This is a genomic window from Streptosporangium sp. CA-135522 (assembly GCF_050949235.1).
Classification (GTDB): domain Bacteria; phylum Actinomycetota; class Actinomycetes; order Streptosporangiales; family Streptosporangiaceae; genus Streptosporangium.
Genome location: NZ_CP192027.1, coordinates 54667 through 74876 on the forward strand (window position 1 = coordinate 54667; position 20210 = coordinate 74876).

A 20210-nucleotide genomic window follows, 5' to 3' on the forward strand; every position below is an offset into this window, starting at 1 on the left:
CGCAGCTCCCTGACTTCAGGGTGTTGCGGGGATCATTAGAACCCAAGAGCGGTCAGGTGCGTGGGCCAGGTGATCCACCCGGTCAGCGAGGTCGGATCGCGGCGTGTCATCGCCGTTTCCTCTTGTCCTCGACGAAGTAGCCGATGCGGCGCAGGACCTCAACGACTGCTTCGGCGGCCTGGTCCGGGCGGAGCGTGCAGACCTCCACCGGCTCGCCTGCCTCGTCGTGATTGTCGCCCATGACGCCGTTGTCCGAGGACAGGACGCCGCTGTTAGCGATCGCCTTGAACACGACGTTGCAGGGGGCGTTGTCCAGATGCTCATACACCATCGGAACTCTTCTCAGAAATGGCTACCAGCCGTGCCTGATGAACCGGCAGGCATACTCAGGCATCTGGCCCTACTGGTAACCCTTGTCGTTGAGCCTCTGCAGCCCGAACATCAGTGCAGCGGCCTGCGGGGTGAACCGGGCCCGGATCCGCCTGGGCCTGGGGGAAGGGGCAGCGGGCTCGCCCTGCTGACGGCCGGATTCGCGCTGGTCACCCGATCTCGCCGCGACGCCGTTCTGGAGCCACGATGGCCGACGACGTGCGGGCCGTCTGCCTGCCGCCCTTCCGCAGGCTGATCGACCGCCTTGCGGGACTCCGGCTCACCATCCTGTATGAGGACCCCTTCGAGTCCTACTTCCACCAGCGCGCCACGACCAAGACGTGGGACCTGCCCACCTTCACCGGGGTCGCGAAAAGGCAGGGCGGCCGGGTGCTCGACGTCGGCTGCGCACGGGGCCGGGTCGCGTTGGCCCTGACCCGCGAAGGGCTTGAGGTCACCGCCATCGACGGCTCCCACGCCGTCGTCGCCCGGCTCCGGGCCACGCTTGCCGCCGGTGTCGACGTCACGGCCTTGTACGCCGACCTGTTCGACCGCTCTGCCGGACTCCGCGTGCCGTACGCCACGATCACCCTGGGGAACACCTCGGTCAACATGTTCGTCACCGACGAACGACTCCTGGCCTTCCTGACCAGGACCCACGAACTGCTGGCTCCAGACGGAGTGCTGCGCCTGCCGGTCCTCGCGCCGCAGGCCCTCGCCTTCTACAGCAGACGCAACGGCGTCATCACCGATGACTCCATCTTGGGAGGCACACTGGTCAAGCGATATGGTGCGGATTTCACCAAAACGGTAACAGCCTGATAGCTCGGATGAGCTGGTCGGAGGGTCTTGAGCGGCGAAGACCAGTCGGGAGTACCGCAACGTTTTCAAGCAGATCGGTGGAGTACTGTCCACAGCGGCCGGACCGTCCTGGCCGTGGCTCGAAACGCGACCTCTGTGGGACGCCTGTTGGACGTTCTGCCTTTGTTCGGATCGGACCTGCGCGTACGGACGTTGTTCACTTCCGTGGAGGGGTCGGCTTTCAGCGACGGGCTGGATGACTATCTGCAGATGGTCGGAGCCAAGACCGTGTCGTGGGCGGAGGCCATGACGATGCGGTTCGATCTCGCGCTGTCGGCCAGTGCCAACGGTGAGCTGCACCACCTCGGCGCCCCGTTGCTGTTAATGCCGCACGGTGCCGGCCACAACCGCCTGCTGCGTACCGCAGACGGCTACGGGCCCGAGGTATCGGGGCTTGCTAGGAGTCAGCTGGTCCGGGATGGCCGGGTGGTGCCTACCGTAATCGCCCTGTCTCATCAGGAGCAGCTGGCACGCTTGGCGCGATATTGTCCCGAGGCTCTTCCTGCTGCCATGGTGACGGGGGATCTGTGTTTCGACCGGATCGTCGCGCACCTGCCACGTCGAGACCGTTACCGGCGTGCGCTGGGCGTGGCCGATGGCCGCAAGCTCGTGCTGGTCAGCTCGACCTGGGGCGAGCATTCCCTGCTGGGAGCAGGCGGCGACATATTGCCGCGATTGCTGGCCGAGTTGCCGCTGGATGAGTACCGGGTGGCGCTGGTGACGCATCCGAACATCGTGGCCCGCTATGGTGAACTGCAGCTGAGGCTGTGGCTCGCACGGGAACGAAGCGCGGGACTGACGGTGATTCCTCCGGAGCGGGGATGGCAGGCAGCGCTGATCGCCTCGGATGTGATCATCGGTGACCACGGGTCGGTCACCTTCTACGGTACGGCGCTGGGACGTCCGGTCCTGCTGGCGTCCTCGGGCCAGGAGATACAGGAGCTGGATCCGTCCTCCCCTACGGCCGAGCTGTGCCGGCTCCTGCCTCGCCTGGACCGGCGCCGCAGTCTGCTCGGCCAGGTGAAGGAGGTGGTCACCGCCCATATTCCCGGCGCTTATGCAGAGGTGACCGGCCGGACACTAGGCAACATCGGCCGGGCAGGTGAGTCGCTACGCAAGATCGCCTACCAGATCATGAACCTACCCTGCCCGCCCACCCCCGCGGTGATCGAACCGCTTGCTGAGCCACGGGCAGAGGTACCGGAGGTGACCGCGTTCCTAGTCGAGGCCCGAGTCCTCAGCGCGGACCGTACCGTGGTGGTGCGCCGGTTCCCTGCCTCTGCGGAGCGGGTATCCGATGACGGCCTGTGTGATCCGCACCTGGTCGTGGACGCCGAAGATCTGGACCGACGGCTGCTGGAGAGCGCGGCCATCATCATGCGTCGTGACGGCTCGCCGCGGTGGGCACGGGAGACGGTCCGCCGTTACCCAGGGTGCGCGATGGCCTCGGCGGTTATCGGTGACCAGCGGGTATATGTCGTCCTGCGTGATGGGCGGGAGTTCGTCCTCACCCTGCTGTCGTGGGTGCCTCAGGCGGCAGGTGACCGGGTGGATGTGACGTGCTTGCCATCGGTACTGTACGGCTGGCTGACGGCGGGCCACCGCGAGGGCGGCTTCCCCTCCGAACTGCAGGTGCGACTGGGCGCCGCCGAAAGCCGCATCCGCGTGACTCCTCCGGCACTTTAAAGCCCCTGTACACAAAGTCTTCCCTTCTAGCGGTCGTCGCAACACCCCGGCTCGGGGAGTGCGGGAGGGGCTTCGGCTGGTGCCATACCGGGTGTGGGAAGGTCAGGGGCTTTCGGTGGACAGGCGGCGGCTCAGAGTCTCGGCTTTGGTCGGGTTCCCCGAGGCGAGGCAGGCTGCGATCGCGCGATGCAGGTAATCCCGGGCAGCCTCGTCGTTGCCCATGTCCGCAGCGAGATCGGAGAGAATCTCCCACGCTCGGCCTTCCTTGACGGGGATCCGGCGCGCCCGCATGACTTCTGCCGCCCACGCCATTGTTTCCATCGCCTCCGCCAGCCTGCCCAGTTTTCGGTAGGCCAGACCGAGCTCGATGCCGATCTTGGCTTGGCTGAGTTCGTCATCGACTTCGCTCATCACCGCCCTGGCCCGTTCGAAGGCTTGGGCGGCGTCGTGGAGACGGTTCGCCTCGCGGTAAGCCAGACCGAGATGATAGGTCTGCAGTCCGACGCCACGGGGATTGCCCATCGCCTCGTTGAGGGTCAGGGCTGCGGTGAACCATTCGATCGCGGCCTCAGGTGCGTCAGCAGCCAGATCCGCCTGCCCGAGCGATTCCAGCACCACCGCTTGCATCCGCTGGTTGTCTACGGCTTCGGCCAGGCGCCGGGCCAGGAGGAGTTCTTCGCTTGCTCGGTCGAGTTCGCCGAGTTCAATGAGCGCTCGCGCGATCTGGTTGCGCATCCGCGCTTCGACTGCCTGGTCCCCGCAGCGCTGGGCGGAGACGGCTCCGAGTTTGCCGGTCTCGATCCAGTCGGCGTAGTGCTTGCGGTTGTGGTAGAGCGCCCATAGCGCCTCGACCGTCTGCCAGACGATCTCGTCCCATCCAGCTTGCTCCGCTAGCCGCAAGAGTGCCACCGTATTGACCCGCTCGCTTTCCAACCAGTCCAGCGCCTCTCCTGGGGAGGCGAACACCGTCTCGGGACCGATCGGTTGCGGACGAGAGGCCAGACGCAGTCGGTCCCCCATGATCGCTCGATCGGCGGCCATGGTCCTGCCCAGGTACCACAACGCCACCCGGTGGAGTATCGCCTCCCGTTCGCCGACGGGCTCCTGCCGCTCAGCGACCCGGGCCGCGTGCAACCGGACCAGGTCGTGAAACCGGTACCGTTCCTGCGCGGTCTCCTCGAGAAGGTTGACCTCCACGAGGATCTCCAAAAGGCGCTCCGTCTCTTCGGTTCCAACTCCGGCCGCGACTTCGGCGAGCGAGGCAGAGAAGTCGACCACTGGTACCACTCCCAGCAGCCGGTACAACCGGCCGGCCTCGGGTGGGAGCGCGTGATAGGCCACCGCGAACACCGCTTCCACGATCGTCGCTCCTCCTGCCGCTAACCGTTCCAGCCGTCGATGCTCGTCGGCCAGTTCATCCACGAGCCTGCTAACGGGCCAGGTCCGCCGCTGCACCAATCGGGCGGCGCACACCCGTAAGGCCACGGGCAGTCCTCCGCACAACCGCGCCAGCTGCCGCGCCGCCTCAGGCTCGGCGTTGACGCGCTCCTCACCGAGCATGGTGGCCAGCAGCCGCACTCCTTCGTCATCACCGAGTGGCTGGACGGGAATCGGAGTCGCCCCGGTAACAATCAGCTCACCGAGTCGGCGATGGCTGGTCACCACGACGGCGCCGGCTGCGGACGCCGGAAGCAGCGGTGTTACCTGGGCGGCGTGCTCAACGTCATCGAGCAGGATGAGAAGCCTCAGGTCGGCGGTCTTGGAGCGGAATAGGGCGGCGCGTTCAAGTAGGTCTGCGGGAATCCACTCCTCGTGGACGCCCAAGGCGCGCAGGAAACCGCCCAGCACATCGCTCACCTCCACTCCGCCGTGATGCCGCAGAGCCCCCAGATCCGCATAGAGCTGACCGTCGGCGAAGCGGTCGCGTACGCGATGTGCCCAGCGGCGGCTCACCGCACTCTTGCCCACACCGCCGAGACCGCTGATCACAGCCACCACGGGCATGGACCCGTCGTCGATTTCCTCCAGAAGCCGGTCCAACGTGTCCAGCTCGCTGATCCGGTTGACGAAGCCGCGCGGCGCCGGTGGCAGTTGTCTGGGGATCCGGACCGGAACCGGAGCCGGAGTGCTGAAGGCCACCTGTCCGATGTCACGGGCCTGCACCACATTGCCGGCGACCTGGCCGGAAAGCTCGTTACGTGCTTCGCGCGTTCTTCTTTCCCCGCTACCGCCAGGCCCGACCATCATGCCCATGCAACCGCCTCAGGTTCAGCCGCGCTTCGAAGGTGTTCTCTCGGTGGGTGCCGTCCGCCCTGGAAAGGCACTCCGCGTTGAATGATCTCAAATGATGTGCCTGTTTCACGAGCAAGCGCCCGTGCTTGTCCTCGATGGCGGGCACACCTGACTCGTTCGCCACCTTTGTCGGGTTCCTCGCTATAGGGTGTGCTCGTGCAGGATGAACAGGGGTGGCGTCCGGTACCCGTTGGCCTCGACGCAGCCCGGTGGACGACCTTCTCCGACTGTCGCACCGTTCTCGTTGTCGTGCATACCGTGACAGCCCTGACCCGACTGCTGGACATCCTGCCCGTGTTGAGCACCGATCGGCGCATCCAGACGGTCTTCACCAGTCCGGGGACATCGACATTCCACTCCGGCGTGGACGAATTCCTCCGAGATATGGAAGCGCCGACGATTCCATGGGCCCAGGCAACTCACACTCCCTTTGATTTGGCGCTCACCGCCAGCCTGGGCGGGGAACTCCACAAAATATCAGCACCACTCATTATAATTCCCCATGGAGTGGGATATACTAAATATTCGAAGTACAGAAGTACAGAAGTACAGAAGTACAGAAGTACAGAAGTACAGAAGTACAGAAGTACAGAAGTACAGAAGTACAGAAGTACAGAAGTACAGAAGTACAGAAGTACAGAAGTACAGAAGTACGTGTTCGGTCTCGGTCGCGACCAGCTCATGCACAACGGTCGTGTCATTCCGGCGGCCCTTGTTCTGTCGCATGACGAACAGCGCGAGCAACTCCAACGGAACTGCCCGGAAGCGTTGCCTGTCGCGGTCGTAGCCGGGGACCCCTGCTACGACCGCATCGTGGTGAGCGCAGGTAGACGGGCCGAGTACCGGCGTGCCCTCGGAGTGGGCGTGGACATGCGCCTTGTGCTGATGACCTCCACCTGGGGTCAGGAATCTCTCCTGGGGCGTTACCCTGACCTGGCGTCACGGCTGCTGGCGGAATTGCCGCTGGATGAATACCGTGTGGTAGCCGTTCTCCACCCCAATATCTGGCACGGCCACGGGCCATGGCAGGTCCGTACCTGGCTGGCCGAGGCGCAACGTGCCGGGTTGGCGCTGGTACCTCCGCGGGAAGGATGGCGTGCCGCACTCGTCGCCTCCGACATCGTCATTGGCGATCACGGTTCCGTCACCTTCTACGGTGCCGCACTCGGCCGCCCCATCGTGCTGGGAGCGTTCGGCGAAGAGGACTTGGATCCCAGCTGTCCCACCGCTGAGCTGGGTCGGACCGCCCCTCGGCTGGATCTTCGGCGTTCAATTCGCGAAGAGATCGACGATACGCTCGCCGGTCACGCTCCCGGCCGCTACACCGCTCTCACCTCGCGGGCGCTGGCTGTGCCCGGGGAAAGTCAGACTCGGCTCCTCGAGCTGATGTACCGGCTCATGAACATGGCCACCCCTGAGGATCCACCGACCGCCATATCGGTCCCTCCTCCCGAACCCGAGACGCAGAAGGTGACGGCCGTACTCACCGTCACCGCCGTCGAGGCGGGCGAGACAACGGTTCGGCTGACACGTTATCCCGCCTCGCTCCCTGCCGTCCGCGCAGCGGCGCATTCGCCGGCCCATCTCGTCGTGGACATAGATGACGCTGATCTGCGGATGCGGGAAAGCGCCTCTGTCCTGATCCGCCAAGGAGCCGCGGGGACGGAAGCGGAGACGTGGACGGGCGCAGCATTGGATGGCTATCCGGCGGCCCACCTCGCCGCCGCCGTTCAGGCGCCTGGCCGCTATGTCATCCGCACGCGGGGAGGTCAGGTCCTCCGGCTGTCCTGTACGTCCGATCCGACGACCGACCTCGCACTGATCGCATCAGCGGTGTACGGCTGGCAGAGCGTGCACCGGCCGCTATCAGCGCTCGCCGAAGGGCTGTGGATTCATGCAGGGGCGACACGATTGCGGGTAACGAGCCTGCCGTAGACCGTTCGTCAGCCGACGAAGCGACGCGCTCGGGTCCTCACTGCCGAAGCCTCTCCAGCCGGCCCTGGGCGCGCTCAGCGTCCGGGCTGCCGCACCGCTGGTAAGCGGCCACGGCCTCTTCCAGATGCTGCCGGGTCTCGTCGCGCTCCCCGGCCGCGGCGGCGACGTCCGCCAGTGCCTCTCGGATCTGGCCGACCTGGAAGGGGGCGCCACGCCGCTCCATAAACGCTAGCGCGCCGGCGAGAGCGTCCCGGGCGTCCGGATAGCGCTCAAGGTCGCGGTAGGCCTCACCCAGGCTCATCTGGATCCGCGCCTGGTTGTATGTGTCACCGACCACGAGCATGCCTTCCAGAGCGGTGTGGAGTTCGAGCACTGCGGCAGCAGGCTGGGACATGCGGATGAGCACCCGCGCCAGATGGTGGCGTTGCAGCGCCGTACCGCGCTGATCGCCGAGTGCTTCGTGCAACTCCTGAGAACGGGTCAGCTTCGCAAGAGCACCGTCGTGGTCACCGGTCTCAAACAGAAGCCGTCCGGTGAACTCGACAGCAGAGGCGATGAAACGCAAGTCACCCGATCGGGTCGCCGCGCTTTCTGCTTGCTCGTACTCTGCCGCGGCCCTGCCGTAGTCACGAAGCTCGGTGTAGGCGCGGCCGAGCTGGCAGCGCAGGCGCGCCTGCGCCCGTGGATCTGCGGCTCTCAGCGCCGCGGCCACACCGAGCTGGTGGGATTCGATCCAGTCGGCGTAGTACTTGCGGTTGAGGAACAACGCCCACAGCGCGTCGCACAACAAGATGACCTCTGTGTCCCAGCCGTACCTGGCGGCGGTGCGCACCATGGTCAGGAGGTTGGCCCGCTCGATCTCCAGCCAGTTCAGGGCCTGGATGTCGTCGCCGAAGGGCTGAACCCAGCCGGCCAGAAGCGCGGAGTGCTCGGCCAGGCGAAGGCGTTCGCCCTTGGCTGCCCGGTCGGCGAAGGCGGCGGCACGCAGATACCACGTGACCACGCGGTAAACGGCGGCGGCCCGTTCGTCAGGGCTGTCGTGGCGCTCGGCGCAGGCTCGGGCGTGCAGCCGTACCAGCTCATGGATCCGGAAGCGGCCGTCGTCGCCCACGTCCAGGAGAGCGTGGTCGGTCAGCGTCTCCAAGAGTCGTTCGGTCTCGGCTGCCGACAGGCCGTCGAGTTCGGCGACCGCGCCGGGATCGAAGTCGCTCCACTCCAGCAGGCCGATCCGCCGGTACAACCGGGCTGCCTCCTGCGGCAGGTCTCCGTAGGAGAGATCGAGCACGGCTGACACATCCCGCCCTCCTGCCTCGGACAACGCGCCCAACCGATGGTCTTCGGCCGTCAGCTCCGACGTGACCTTGGTCAGTGGCCAGTGCCGCCTGCGCCGCAGGCGTCCTCCGGCGATCCGCAACGCCAAAGGCATACCCCCGCATCGGTGAACCAATTCCGTAGCGGTGGCTTTCTCGGCCGCCACCCGGTCACCGCCCAGCATCCGTTCCAGCAGTTGAAGGCCGGCGGAGACCTCTAACGGTCCCACGAGGACCTCCTCGGCCCCCTCGTCGAGCAACTGTGTCAGTCTCCGGCGGCTGATCACTACCACCGCGCTGTTCGCCGAGGCGGGGAGCAGTGGCGTCACCTGAGTGTCCTGCGTGACGTCGTCCAGCACCAGAAGAAGTCGGCGATCGGCGGTGCGGGAGCGAAACAGCCGGAGCCTTTCGGCCAGGCCGGTGGGAATTGACTCGGCCGGAACACCGAGGGAGTGAAGCAGCTCACCGAGGATGTCGGACAGAGCAACTCCTTCGCCACGGGCCTGTCTGCCCAGGTCGATGTGGAGTTGGCCGTCGGTGAAGCGGCCGGACACCGCATGGGACCACTGGACGCCCAGTGTGCTCTTGCCCATTCCCTCGACCCCGCAGATCGTCAGCACCAAAGGGCGGCGCTGTCGCCGAGGGCGAGCCAGCAGATCGTCCATAAACGCCATTTGAGCTGTCCGGTTGACGAACCATTCCGATGTCGGCGGCAACTGCCGGGGGACTCCCACATCCACAGGACCAGGAAGAGCGATGTTTACCGTGTGGATGTTCCCACTCTGCAGGACCGGACCGGTCACTGTTCCCGACAGGTCATTGCGGACACCGCCGCAGGATCCATCAACCGGCCGAGAACCATTCATTTTCCCGCCTTGTCTTCACATCCACGCCACATCACCACACAATGATCATGAATCTATGTCCAACATAGAGGACCCGCGCCCCCAGTGCCATGGGGACCCTTCGCGGAAAGGTCAACCGGATACTGGGAGAGGTGCGATGGATCCGACCGTACTCGCTGGGATCATCTCCGCCTTGGTCGGCGGCGTTGCAGGCGAAGCCGGCAAGAGCGCGTGGACCTCACTGACCGCCCTGGCCCGTCGCCGGTTCGGAGGCGACTCAAAGGAGGTGGCCGAACTGGAACAGGCCAGCGCCGACAACTCGCACGAGATCGCCGGGATCTTCGTCGACTATGCCGAGGCGGATCCCGAGTTCAAGGAGTCGCTGACGTCCTGGGTCTCCGAGACCGCCAGGATCATCCGGCAGAGCCACGACGTTTCCAACACCATCAGCGGTGAGGCTCGGGTCCATGGAACCGTGATTCAGGCCGGTGATGTATTCGGGTCGATTAATCTAGGTCCTCGGTGACCGCCCTTATCCATATTCCACTCACTTCGAAAGCTGGAGAGTCAACCAACAAGTGACAATACGAAAGGCGGACACAAGGGGACACAAGTGCCAGATTGGATGTCTTCCGCAAGCGCCACAACACGCCCAGCGTCAGGGCCTTGAGTTCTTCAGCGCTACCGGACGAGGAACGGGTGATTCGGCCTGCTTGACACTCTTCCCTACCCACTCGTCCGGGTTGAGCTCAGGCGAGTACGGCGGCAGGAAGAACGACGACAGCATGCCCTGACCGACTTCGACGAACTTCTTGGCCTTCTCTGCCCAGCGGATGCGGAACTTGCCGGCGAAGAACACTGCCGCGTCCAGCCGCTTGGCCTCTGCGGTGATAACTGGGAAGGTCTGCTGATTTTACACGGTTTCCGCGTCCAGAACGTCGTGGTGGCTGCTTAACCTGTGATCAATACTCGCACCATCAGGGTGCAGGAATCTGCTCCTGGACCCTTGAATTCTTGCCGCCCCCAGCAAGGAGTGCCGTGAGCGACCTGAACGACAGCCGTGCTCGGATCATGGAGTTCTGGCGTGCCTGTGAGCTGTTCAGTCCGCAGAGTGTCCCGAAGGTCAATCCTCGAGACGAGCGTGAGCCCGCGTTCCGCATCGAGCCGGGCGAACCGCTCCCCTGGCAACCGGGCCACCCTCTACGGCGCAGGCGTATCAAGACCACGATGGCCTGGCGGCACATCCTCTACGGCGGCCTCTTCTCACTCGAACGGATGCGTGCCCTGCTGGAGAACGTCTTCGGATCCGATCCGGAGAACTTCGACTCCGCCCCGCGAGGATCCAGTGCCCTGTTCGCGATGGTCCTCACTGAAGAAGGCCGACCGCTGCTCGGCACCTGGGAGTTCTCCAGCGGCGCGTGGGCTGCGGGCCGTACGATCTCCCCCGGCCCAGCGGCGGTCAGTTGGCTGGAGGGATTCGAGGACGCATGCGGTTTTCTGGGCGTGGCGGTGGAGGCCCTTGTCTCCGCTTTCGAACATGATGAGCGAGCCGCCGAACTTCGGAACGCAGGGGTGCCGGTCGGACGTCCGCTCGGACATGAGGACCTCACCGCGCTGGTGAAACTGACAGCCAGTGGTTTCGGAGTGGAAGACGTCTTATGCCCCAATGGGCTCATCGTCAGGTCCGTTCAGGTCTCGCGCAAACGAGAGCACGCTTCAGACGAGGGAACCGGCTTCCTCAACAGCTTCATCGTCGATGATCTGGAGCGGGTGGCTTCGGCCGTCCAGATCGGCACGTACGGCGCCGCGCTGGATGCCTATCTCCAGTTCCGTGAACCGGTGCGCATCGACCTGCGGCAGAATCCGCAGGTGGTCTTCGAGCACGTGGCGCCTGACCTCGTGCCCACCGGCCGCTGGCCGCAGGGACCAGACAAGCCACTCGCGCTCAGCCAGCAGTTCGCCGTCAACACGATCATGGCCGAGCTGGCTCCGGCAGCCGGGCTGTTCGCGGTCAACGGTCCGCCCGGCACGGGCAAGACCACCATGCTCAGAGATCTGATCGCCGCCAACGTGGTGGAGCGCGCACTGCAGCTGTCGAAGCTGCCGCACACCTCGGCAGCGTTCACCGGGGAGATGCGCTGGCAGACAGGGAACTACCGGCGCGTGGTGAGCCTGTGGCGAGAAGACCTCACCGGGTTCGAGATGGTGGTCACTTCGGCCAACAACGGAGCCGTGGAGAACGTCACGACCGAGATCCCCGGACGAGGAGCGATCGATGCACCGTGGCGAGGGAAGGTGGCCTACTTCGACGACATCGCGAGCCGAGTCCTCGGCGAACCCGCATGGGGGCTGATAGCGGCCAAGCTGGGCAGAAAGTCCAACCGTGTGGAGTTCGCCGGCAAGGCCTGGTACGGCACGGCGGACGAGCCCGGCCTCCGCGCGGCCTTCGAGACATGGCAGGCCGACAGCGCCCTCTCATGGCCCACCGCCGTCAGGTCCTTCACCCTTGCCCACGAGAAGGTCCGCGCGCTCCAGCGGGAACGCTCCACCGCTCATGCCGCGCTGCGTGAGCTGCCGGCGCTGCACCACACGGTAGAGACCATCACTCACGGCATCTCCACCTCCGAGGCCCATCTCAGCGGACTCCGCATCGAACACGACCGGCTGAAGCAGCAGGAGGTGGCCGCTCAGCAGGAGGTAGCCGAGCGGGAAGAACGGCGCAAGGAACACCAGCGGCTCCAACCGACACTGGTCACTGCGGTCTTCACCCTCGGAAAGGCCTCCCGCGAGTGGCTCGCACAGGACCGGGTTCTGGCCGAGCACGTGCAGGCCGCGCAACGTGCGCTCGACGATGTCACCGCTCGCTTGGTGATCCTGCGACGGTCTGCGGCCGACCTCACCTCCGATCTCGACCGGAAAAGAACGGCCCTCAACTCGACGCACTCCCGCCTCGCCGAGAGCCAGTCCCGGTTGGCCGAGCAGCAGGGCACGCTGGGCGACTTCTTCCCCGGCGAGCATTGGTGGGCCAACGATGAGCAACGCGAACGCCACACCCTGTGGACCGAAGCGGAATGGAACACCGCCCGCAGCGAGCTGTTCATCGAGGCGCTCCGCCTCCACCAGGCCTTCCTGCGCGCCGAGGCGTCCCGGATGCGCAAAAGTCTCCAAGCCGTCATGGACGTCCTGAGCGGTGAGGCGCCCAAGGACGCACCGGAAGCGGCCGTCCAAGCCGCTTGGCAGAGCCTGTTCTTCCTCGTCCCGGTGGTCTCCACCACCTTCGCCTCCTTCCACCGGGTGTTCTCCCACCTCACCCAGGAAGCGCTGGGCTGGCTCTTCATCGACGAGGCCGGACAGGCCGCCCCGCAGCTCGCCGCAGGAGCGATCTGGCGCTCGCGGCGCGTGGTCGCGGTCGGAGACCCCCTCCAGCTCGAACCCGTCGTGACGCTCCCGTTCTCCGCGCAGCAGGCGCTTCGTCGTAGCTTCGCCGTCCAAGACGAGAGATGGTTACCCGGCCGCACCTCGGTGCAGCAGCTGGCCGACCACGCCAACGCCTACGGCACCTACCTTCCCGGTGAAGACGCTCCCGTCTGGGTCGGCGCGCCACTGCGGGTCCACCGCCGCTGCGACCAGCCCATGTTCGGCATCTCCAACCGCATCGCCTACGACGGGCTCATGGTGTACGGCAAGCACGAGCAGCCGCCGATCTTACTGCCGGACAGCATGTGGATCGACGTGACTGGCACCGGGTCCGACGGGCACTGGATCCACGAGGAGGGCGAGGCACTGAAACGGATTCTCCACCGTCTGGCACGCGAGGAAATCACCCCCGAGAACGTCTTCGTGATCAGCCCTTTCCGTGATGTCGTGCGAGGAATCAAGCGGGCGGTGAGCCCCTTCAAGGATGTGGAAGCCGGCACGGTCCACACGGCGCAAGGCAAAGAGGCCGATGTGGTCATCCTCGTTCTCGGTGGCGATCCCGGTAGTCCCGGCGCGAAGCGCTGGGCTGCCCAACGCCCCAACCTGCTCAACGTCGCGGTCAGCCGCGCCAAACGACGTCTGTATGTAATCGGCAACCACGCTCAGTGGTCGCAGCAACGCCACTTCGACGTCCTGGCTCGCGATCTCCGGCGCGTCACACTCCCGCCTGTCTCTGCTTCCAACCAGTAGACAGCACTAAGGAAGCGCCCAGCTTTCGAAGCCATGACCGATCACCGCAGTTGCGGCGCGGGGCCCCACTCACCCGAAATGCTCAACACCCGAAACGTCGCGGCGCGGAGGATGACGGGTCAGCCGAGGTGCGGTATGCCGTAGTCGCCGCCAGCGCCGCAGCGGCGGACTCAACCTCAACAGCTGATACAGCGTGATGCCGTCCTCGGCCCAGCGCGCCAGGTCTTCGCGTCCGATGAGATGGATACGAAAAGCTTGGGCGCATTGGCGGGCGTCGCGGGTGAAGGCCCCGTTGGTGACGACGACCGCGATATCGGCACCGTGGATAGGGCTGGCGGTGCCGTTGACCTGGTAGATCACCGGAGCGCCGACCTTGTTGCCGGTGGTGGTGTGCTTGCACTGCACCACGATGACCTCACCGGCGCAATCACGGCCGATGACATCGGCGGCCTGGTCACCACGCTGGCCGACGCGCCAGGCCTTGATGCCATCGCGGATCATGAGGTCGCGTGTGGCGTACTCGAACGCGATCGCACCCATGGCGTCCAGATCCGCAAGGCTCAGCCTCAGAGTGGAAAGCCGTTCGGTCCGACGGTGGTGCGCCATACGCCTCCAGCGCTGCCAAGCTCCCGCGCCGATGACAGCGCAACCCGCCACCGTCACCGTGATGTACCAATGGCCAAAAATCAAACCGATGACAGTCCGGATTACATCGAGCGACAACAATCCAGCGAAACCCGCGAAAACGCCAGCGGCGATCCACTCGAAAATACCCGAGGGCATTCTCGGATGCGGTAGCCGTGAGAACTGGTCGACGATCCAGCCTTTCATGGACCCTCAGACGGCAGCGGCGGCTCGGACGGCATAGGAGGTTCCTGCGCTGAGCCGGCGTCACCGACCCGGGCGGGAGCGATCGTTTCAGAGATCGTAGGTGCTGGCTGCGGCATGGCGGGCTGCTGGCTTGACCCATGGACCCAAAACCACGCCAGCGCCGCAAGCCCTGCGACGATGACCCATCCCGACGCCTTGGCCTTTTTTGGCGTGGACTTTGTCACCCAATGGCCGCGCCGATAGTACTTACCCTTCGGCATGATCACTCCCTTTGCGAAGGAACACGCGTGGTGTTCTGCCACTGGAACAGATGTAAGCACGCCGATGTGACAAATTCGCACCGATTGGCAATCTTCAAAAGAAGACCTGAAGCAGATACTTCTTTCTGCGTGGTTAGGGAGTTCTCACGCTGCCGGAGGTATCACACAGGGTTGCGCTCACGGAGGCAGCAGCCTCCGTGAGCTCCTCGCCCGCCTTCCGAACGCTCCCAGCGTGCCGGCGGGTTCATCGTGCCATGACCAGCTGCACCCCGCCCAGCCCCCGGGCGACCAGGCCGCGCAGGAAGGCCAGCCAGCCAGCGCCGTCCTCGGCCGAGGACACCTCCAGCCCGAGGATCTCCCGGTTGCCGTTGGCATTGACCGCGGTGGCGACCAGCACGTGCACGTTGATGATCCGACCGCCCTCACGGACCTTCTGGGTCAGCGCGTCCAGCCAGACGAAGGAGTACGGCCCGGCATCCAGCGCCCGGGTGCGAAACGCCTCAACCTGCCCGTCCAGCACCTTGGCCATCTCACTGACCTGGCTCTTGGAGATGTGCTTGATGCCCAGCTGTTCGACGAGCTTGTCTACTCTGCGAGTGGAGACGCCCAGCAGGTAGCTGGTGGCCACCACGCTGATCAGTGCCTGTTCGGCGCGTCTACGGCGTTCCAGCAGCCAGTCAGGGAAGTAGGAGCCCGAGCGCAGCTTCGGAATGGCGAGCTCGACAACTTCAGGCAAGATCTCCTTGAGCGGTGCCACCCTCACGATCGCCTGGCGGTGGCTGATCTACGTGCAGGGTCGGGGGCGATCGACGGTCCGGGGTCTCGTTCCTCAACCCCGGCCCACCGAGCATCAGAGCGACGAAGGTGCAGACGTTCCCCCATGTCCCTCGCGTGCCCGTTGCGTGCCCGTCAGGAGGGTCACCAAGGGGGAATCACGGCCACTCGACCCGCTCCCCCGCAGGTCAGCCTCTTTCCCGCTCAGCGGCAGGCGCGATAGAGACTTCCTAAACTGATAGTGCCTTGGCTGTACTAAGCGAGAAAGCTGGGGGTTATTCCGGGTCGGAGATCACGAGTCCGGTCCCGGCGATGAACCCGTCCAGCAGGTCGGGCCAGTACTGCATGGGTTTGAGTCGGTTCTTGATCAGGATGGTGAGCTGATCCATCGACGCTCCGCATTGGCTCTGCCCGCCTACGCTCCCGACCTCAACCCGGCTGAAGGCGTTTGGTCCAACCTGCGCACCAAGGTCCTCAACTTCGCCATCGGCGGCATCGATCGTCCAGAAGTCGGCCACGGCGCTCGTCGGATAAGGGCGGGCTCAGAAATCACGGAACAGGCGGATAGCTGAAATGAGCGCCCCTGGGCCCAGGAAGAATCCCAGAAAAAACAGAGCAGACATGAAGTCGATCGCCGAAAACGCTTGATTCGCCAGGTATGGCGAGAGGATCTGAGCCGTCAGATATGCCGTTGCCACCAGGTGGGCGAGGAGGACTGTCCTTTTGAACCATTTTCCCGGCCATGGGGCGGCGGCCCAGGCGATCGACACGATTAGAACGCCTACCCATGCGAAAACTCCAGCTCCCACGCCACTCCCTCCTCGGCTATGCAAAGACAAATGAACGACTGAGCGCCAGAAGGTCATCCTTCTGGCGCTCACCTCTATGAATCAGCTAGAAGGTGGAATGCAGAAGTTGCCAGCTGCAGGATCCGCTGGACCAGTAGCCGGGGGTATGACTCCCCAAGGGTTCCCTCCGCGCTGTGCCAGCGTAGCGCACGCTCCCCATGGAGTGATCGCGACGGTGGGGGACGGAATTCGGCTGAAGCCGACGAAATCACCCTTCAGCACCGGGGAGGAGCTTCCCGAGTAACTACCGCCCTGAGTTATTGCCTGCCCATTGTGATAGAGGTACTGGTCGGGCATGAGGCTGGAGTTGAGAATCGGAAGGGGATAGCCGTTGTTGGGGATCTGTCAAAGTGATCCGTCCCCGCATAGGAGAAATTCCAGTTGCTGCCAGATGGGTGGGGCGTTGTAGAAGATCGAGCCGGTATTACCCGACTTGAAGAAGGCGTTGTATATTTCGTCCGCGACCCTGGACACTGCCTGGGGAACCTTGGGGTTCAGGGGGTTTCCGTTGTTGTCGGCCTCTAAGGCGTCGTAGTGGATTCGGGTGCGCCAGGCTTCGACTCTCCCCGGGACGTCGGTTCCGAGCATCGGGCCGTATCCGATGATGCCGCCTGAGGCGTAGCGAACCTTGATGCAGCTGCTGTCGCCACTGGTCGTCTTCCCCTGCTCGTCCGCCAAGGTCGATACGCCCTTGTCGATCCATGCCCGGCCCGGGAGGATGCCGTCGCTGTTGGGGTTTGTCGCGGTAAGTCGGCCGTCGTGATGGTTCAGGTTGGCGATCCGGTAGCTCAGATCGGGGGCCGTATATCCGTACCCCTGTTCCAGAGCCGACAGCGAGTCCAGGACGAAGTGGGGAAGGGTGGTGTTGCCTGTCCGGTGCTCGAAGTTGACGTCTTCGCTTCCATTAATGATCTTACCAGCGCCGTCGGCGATGAAGGAGACCTTCACGAAAGACTTGATCTTGTGACTCGTGTCGTCGGTATCGAACCTCGCCGGCTTGGTGGGGCTGGTCGGTCGATCGGTATAGGGATTGGCAAAGTGAACCCAGTTGGCGATTCCCTTCCCCGGTTGGTGGTTGACCGGGTCGGTACCCGCTTCGATCACTTCCTGCCGCCAGCGCTGCATGGCCTCCTTGACCGGTGACATTACGCATGAGGCGGCCGGGCCGTTCTGGCGGGTGGGAAGAGCGATGACGCTTCCGGTCACGTTCAACGCCCAGTCGTAAAGAGCCTGCCGGCTCTTGAGCGGAGTGTTCATGATCCATGTTGAGACCGGATCCGCATCAATGTCCTGGTTCTCGTCGAATAGGGCGACGGCCTCCACCGTGTGCTCGACGTAATTTCCCTGTATAGGTTGGAAGGCTATGGCGTCCCAGGCCACGGTCTCCTTCCCCGTCCCGCTCTCCATGACGGTGCTCAGCTGCACCTTAGGAGTGCCGTTGAACAGGAAGCCACCCAGCGAGGTCCACCGGTTGCCTGTGCCGTCCAGGTTTATTATTCGGCTCTTCGTTCCCTTCGCCGTTTCAATCTCGTACTTCGCTTCTTTGGCTGACGCGTAGTGGTCTGGAATGTGCACGAACACTTTGGCGGCGCCGTTGATCTGCTGGCCTAGCGTCCATGTTCCCGTCACCTTGAAGGCCGTCTCGCTGCTCTTGCGGGCATAGGCGAACCACTGATGGCCGCCGAAACCATTGCCGAGCTGGTGGAAGTCGGCCTTGGACACCTCTTTCCCTGCCGAGTTCTTGCCGAACGTGAAGGTCAGGCTTCCGGAGTTCGTCCATCCGCTGTTGTCGCAGCCGCCGCGGATCGCGGGAGCCGTGCGGGGGACGTCGTCGATTATCAGGGAACCCGCAGGCAACCCCAGGGTTAGGCACGGAGTCCAGTAGTCGGTCGGCTCCGCTCGTTCCGTAGAGGCCCAGGTGGCGTCGTACCGAATCGCTCCTTCGTTCCCACACGTGGACGGGCAGTCAGTCTTCCAAACTTTAGGCAGATACCACCAGCACTTGAAATCGCTTCTCGTGCACGTGCCGGCGGTGCTTCCCGGAGGGGTGCCGGTCGCAGGATTACAGTTGTTGTGATTGTCGCCGCCACCGCTCGGCGCGACGCAGAAGGTTGTTTTCACAAACTCCGATGATCATGCGGTGGCCGTCGCTATGTGACCCCGACCCTCAAGATCGCGAAGTGCCACCGGAGTACTAGTATTCCGGCGACACTTCGCGATTGTAGTACTGGCGCCTGAAGTCGTACTGCATATGGTGAGAGGTTGGCGTCACTCGAAATGTATGGCGGCGGAGGCTATGAAGCCACCAAAAGCCAGAAGCGCGGCGAATGTTCCGATACCGGCCAGGAGAACGATCGACTTCCCCACACCAGGCCTGATCCGGACGATGAGGGCTCCTGCGATGAGAGCCACACCGAAGACGTATCCGCCCACCAGACGAGGGACGGGGCCTGGTCCGCGGATGAAACCGTAGCCCCGGCTCACGAAGATTCCCAGCGTCAGTCCAGCCAGCCCGAAGCCGAGCAACCCAAGCAACACTGACAGCCTTCGCGCCATGAATACACGCCCTCTTCAAGCTCGCCCTGCCAGTGAGACAGATCAGGCTACACCCGCAGATCACGCCCGCGATCTCGAATTGTCGCTGGAGTACTAGTAGTACTTCGTTAGGTTGATTTGATCTTCGGTGGTGGGTTCGGCACGCTGCCCGCGTGAACGTGGAAGAGATCGAGCGACTCCGGGGTGAACTGGCCGCGTTCGTGGCCGAGGTGTTCGCGTCGGTGCCGCGCAGGGATCAGCGAGCCAAGGGCGACTGCTATCTGCGGGGGCTGATGCTGGATGGCCGACGCAAGTCGATTCAGCCGATGGCCGAGCGGCTACCGGACGGCGACATGCAGGCCTTGCAGCAGTTCGTCAACCAGTCGCCGTGGGAGCACGCCGCGGTGTTGCGCGCGGTGGCCCGCAAGACGGTCCCGATCGTCGGTCCACAGGTGTGGGTGATCGACGACGTGTCGTTTCCCAAGGACGGGAAGATGTCGGTGGCAGTGGCCCGCCAATGGTGCGGGGCGCTGGGCAAACAGGCCAACTGCCAGGTCGCGGTCAGCCTGCACGCCGCATCCGACACCGCGTCCGTGCCGATCTCCTGGCGGCTGTTTCTGCCGCGGGAGTGGGCCGGCGATGCCGGGCGCCGGGCCAAAGCGGGGGTGCCCGAGAGGGTGGAGCACCGGGAGAAGTGGCGGCTGGCCCTGGACCTGATCGACGAGGCGATCGACTGGGGCCTTGTCCCGCAGGTGATTGTCGCCGACGCCGGATACGGCCAGAACACCGCGTTCCGCCACGGCCTGGCCGAGCGGGGGCTGGACTTCGTCGTCGCGGTCCGCTCCGACGAATCGGCGCACCCGCACGATGCGGTGCCCGCCAGACCCGCTTGGAGCGGCACCGGGCGCAAGCCTGCCGTCCGCTACCGCGCCCCGGCGTCGTCGCTGAAGGACCTGGCCGCGGAAACGGGTCGCAAGGCCTATCGGCAGGCGACCTGGCGGAAGGGTGCCAAAGGGCCGATGCGCTCTCGATTTCGAGTCCAAAGCGTGCGTCCGGCCGGTGTCGCGGCCCGCACCCAGGCCAGGGCCCAGGCTGGAGGAGCGGCGCTCTGGGACGGGGTACTGCCTGCGGTGACCCTGCTCAGTGAATGGCCGGTGGGCGCCTGGGCGCCCACCGAGTATTGGCTGACCAGCCTGGGTGAGCAGGTGCCGCTGCGGCGCCTGGTCGGCCTGGCCAAGATGCGCTGGCGGATCGAGCACGACTACCGGGAGATGAAGCACGGTCTGGGGCTGGACCACTTCGAGGGGCGTACCTGGCGGGGTTGGTACCACCACGTCACCCTGGTCACCGCCGCTCATGCCTTCCTCACCCTTCGGCGTCTGGACCCAAAAGCCCTGGCGCCGGCCTGACCTTCTACCAAGTCCTGGCCGCGCTCCAGGACCTCATCCGCGCATGGACCGGCGCGTGTCCCACCTGCCACCGTGACATACCTGCCGC

The 20210-nt window shown here is 64.7% G+C and carries 14 protein-coding genes and 1 pseudogene; 6 read left to right on the forward strand and 9 right to left on the reverse strand.

What is annotated here, in order from left to right:
• Window positions 1-106 precede the first annotated feature (106 nt).
• A complete protein-coding gene (locus ACQPYK_RS48585) occupies window positions 107-331 on the reverse strand; it encodes a hypothetical protein (RefSeq protein WP_433259604.1) in 225 nt (74 codons plus the stop codon).
• 245 nt (window positions 332-576) lie between these two features.
• Here ACQPYK_RS48585 and ACQPYK_RS48590 point away from each other — a divergent pair, with 245 nt between their 5' ends.
• Window positions 577-1191 carry a class I SAM-dependent methyltransferase gene (locus ACQPYK_RS48590; protein WP_433259606.1) on the forward strand — a complete coding sequence of 205 codons (615 nt, stop codon included), beginning with the start codon at window positions 577-579 and terminating at the stop codon, window positions 1189-1191.
• A 147-nt stretch (window positions 1192-1338) separates the two neighbouring features.
• Entirely contained in the window at window positions 1339-2916 is a 1578-nt protein-coding gene (locus tag ACQPYK_RS48595) for a translation initiation factor IF-2 (protein WP_433259607.1), read from the forward strand.
• Between the two features lie 102 nt (window positions 2917-3018).
• Here ACQPYK_RS48595 and ACQPYK_RS48600 read toward each other — a convergent pair whose 3' ends face one another.
• Window positions 3019-5169: an NB-ARC domain-containing protein gene (locus ACQPYK_RS48600; RefSeq protein ID WP_433259609.1), complete on the reverse strand. Its 2151-nt coding sequence runs from the start codon at window positions 5167-5169 to the stop codon at window positions 3019-3021.
• 195 nt (window positions 5170-5364) lie between these two features.
• Between ACQPYK_RS48600 and ACQPYK_RS48605 the strand changes: the two genes are divergently transcribed.
• On the forward strand, window positions 5365-7143 hold the full coding sequence (locus ACQPYK_RS48605; RefSeq protein WP_433259611.1) for a hypothetical protein: 1779 nt from the start codon (window positions 5365-5367) through the stop codon (window positions 7141-7143).
• 37 nt (window positions 7144-7180) lie between these two features.
• Here the strand turns inward: ACQPYK_RS48605 and ACQPYK_RS48610 are convergent, their stop codons facing one another.
• A complete protein-coding gene (locus ACQPYK_RS48610; RefSeq protein ID WP_433259613.1) occupies window positions 7181-9118 on the reverse strand; it encodes an NB-ARC domain-containing protein in 1938 nt (645 codons plus the stop codon).
• A 337-nt stretch (window positions 9119-9455) separates the two neighbouring features.
• Here ACQPYK_RS48610 and ACQPYK_RS48615 point away from each other — a divergent pair, with 337 nt between their 5' ends.
• Entirely contained in the window at window positions 9456-9824 is a 369-nt protein-coding gene (locus ACQPYK_RS48615) for a hypothetical protein (RefSeq protein ID WP_433259614.1), read from the forward strand.
• 132 nt (window positions 9825-9956) lie between these two features.
• Here the strand turns inward: ACQPYK_RS48615 and ACQPYK_RS48620 are convergent, their stop codons facing one another.
• Window positions 9957-10157 (reverse strand): hypothetical protein, encoded by a 201-nt coding sequence (locus ACQPYK_RS48620; RefSeq protein WP_433259615.1) that lies wholly within the window; start codon window positions 10155-10157, stop codon window positions 9957-9959.
• A 179-nt stretch (window positions 10158-10336) separates the two neighbouring features.
• Between ACQPYK_RS48620 and ACQPYK_RS48625 the strand changes: the two genes are divergently transcribed.
• Entirely contained in the window at window positions 10337-13465 is a 3129-nt protein-coding gene (locus tag ACQPYK_RS48625) for a DEAD/DEAH box helicase (protein WP_433259616.1), read from the forward strand.
• 69 nt (window positions 13466-13534) lie between these two features.
• Here ACQPYK_RS48625 and ACQPYK_RS48630 read toward each other — a convergent pair whose 3' ends face one another.
• The 5 genes and pseudogenes from ACQPYK_RS48630 to ACQPYK_RS48650 all read right to left on the reverse strand — a co-directional run bounded on the left by ACQPYK_RS48630 (window position 13535) and on the right by ACQPYK_RS48650 (window position 18734).
• Window positions 13535-14296 (reverse strand): restriction endonuclease, encoded by a 762-nt coding sequence (locus ACQPYK_RS48630; protein ID WP_433259618.1) that lies wholly within the window; start codon window positions 14294-14296, stop codon window positions 13535-13537.
• Window positions 14297-14812: 516 nt separating this feature from the next.
• A pseudogene (locus ACQPYK_RS48635) lies at window positions 14813-15280 on the reverse strand (transposase); the annotation flags it as partial.
• Between the two features lie 592 nt (window positions 15281-15872).
• Window positions 15873-16100, reverse strand: a complete 228-nt coding sequence (locus ACQPYK_RS48640; RefSeq protein WP_433250497.1) for a hypothetical protein — start codon at window positions 16098-16100, stop codon at window positions 15873-15875.
• 423 nt (window positions 16101-16523) lie between these two features.
• Window positions 16524-18299 (reverse strand): hypothetical protein, encoded by a 1776-nt coding sequence (locus ACQPYK_RS48645; protein WP_433259619.1) that lies wholly within the window; start codon window positions 18297-18299, stop codon window positions 16524-16526.
• A gap of 147 nt (window positions 18300-18446) precedes the next feature.
• The gene (locus ACQPYK_RS48650; RefSeq protein WP_433259621.1) at window positions 18447-18734 is read right to left on the reverse strand and encodes a hypothetical protein; all 288 of its coding nucleotides are present in this window, start codon (window positions 18732-18734) and stop codon (window positions 18447-18449) included.
• A gap of 152 nt (window positions 18735-18886) precedes the next feature.
• Between ACQPYK_RS48650 and ACQPYK_RS48655 the strand changes: the two genes are divergently transcribed.
• Complete coding sequence (locus ACQPYK_RS48655; protein ID WP_433259623.1) at window positions 18887-20122, forward strand: IS701 family transposase; 1236 nt, start codon at window positions 18887-18889, stop codon at window positions 20120-20122.
• The last annotated feature ends 88 nt before the right edge of the window (window positions 20123-20210 follow it).

Bases quoted from the DNA above. Each gene is read 5' to 3' on its own strand.
- ACQPYK_RS48600 (WP_433259609.1), bottom strand. From the start codon at position 5,169: ATGGGCATGATGGTCGGGCCTGGCGGTAGCGGGGAAAGAAGAACGCGC.
- ACQPYK_RS48615 (WP_433259614.1), top strand. From the start codon at position 9,456: ATGGATCCGACCGTACTCGCTGGGATCATCTCCGCCTTGGTCGGCGGC.
- ACQPYK_RS48650 (WP_433259621.1), bottom strand. From the start codon at position 18,734: ATGGCGCGAAGGCTGTCAGTGTTGCTTGGGTTGCTCGGCTTCGGGCTG.
- ACQPYK_RS48610 (WP_433259613.1), bottom strand. From the start codon at position 9,118: ATGGACGATCTGCTGGCTCGCCCTCGGCGACAGCGCCGCCCTTTGGTG.
- ACQPYK_RS48585 (WP_433259604.1), bottom strand. From the start codon at position 331: ATGGTGTATGAGCATCTGGACAACGCCCCCTGCAACGTCGTGTTCAAG.
- ACQPYK_RS48590 (WP_433259606.1), top strand. From the start codon at position 577: ATGGCCGACGACGTGCGGGCCGTCTGCCTGCCGCCCTTCCGCAGGCTG.
- ACQPYK_RS48630 (WP_433259618.1), bottom strand. From the start codon at position 14,296: ATGAAAGGCTGGATCGTCGACCAGTTCTCACGGCTACCGCATCCGAGA.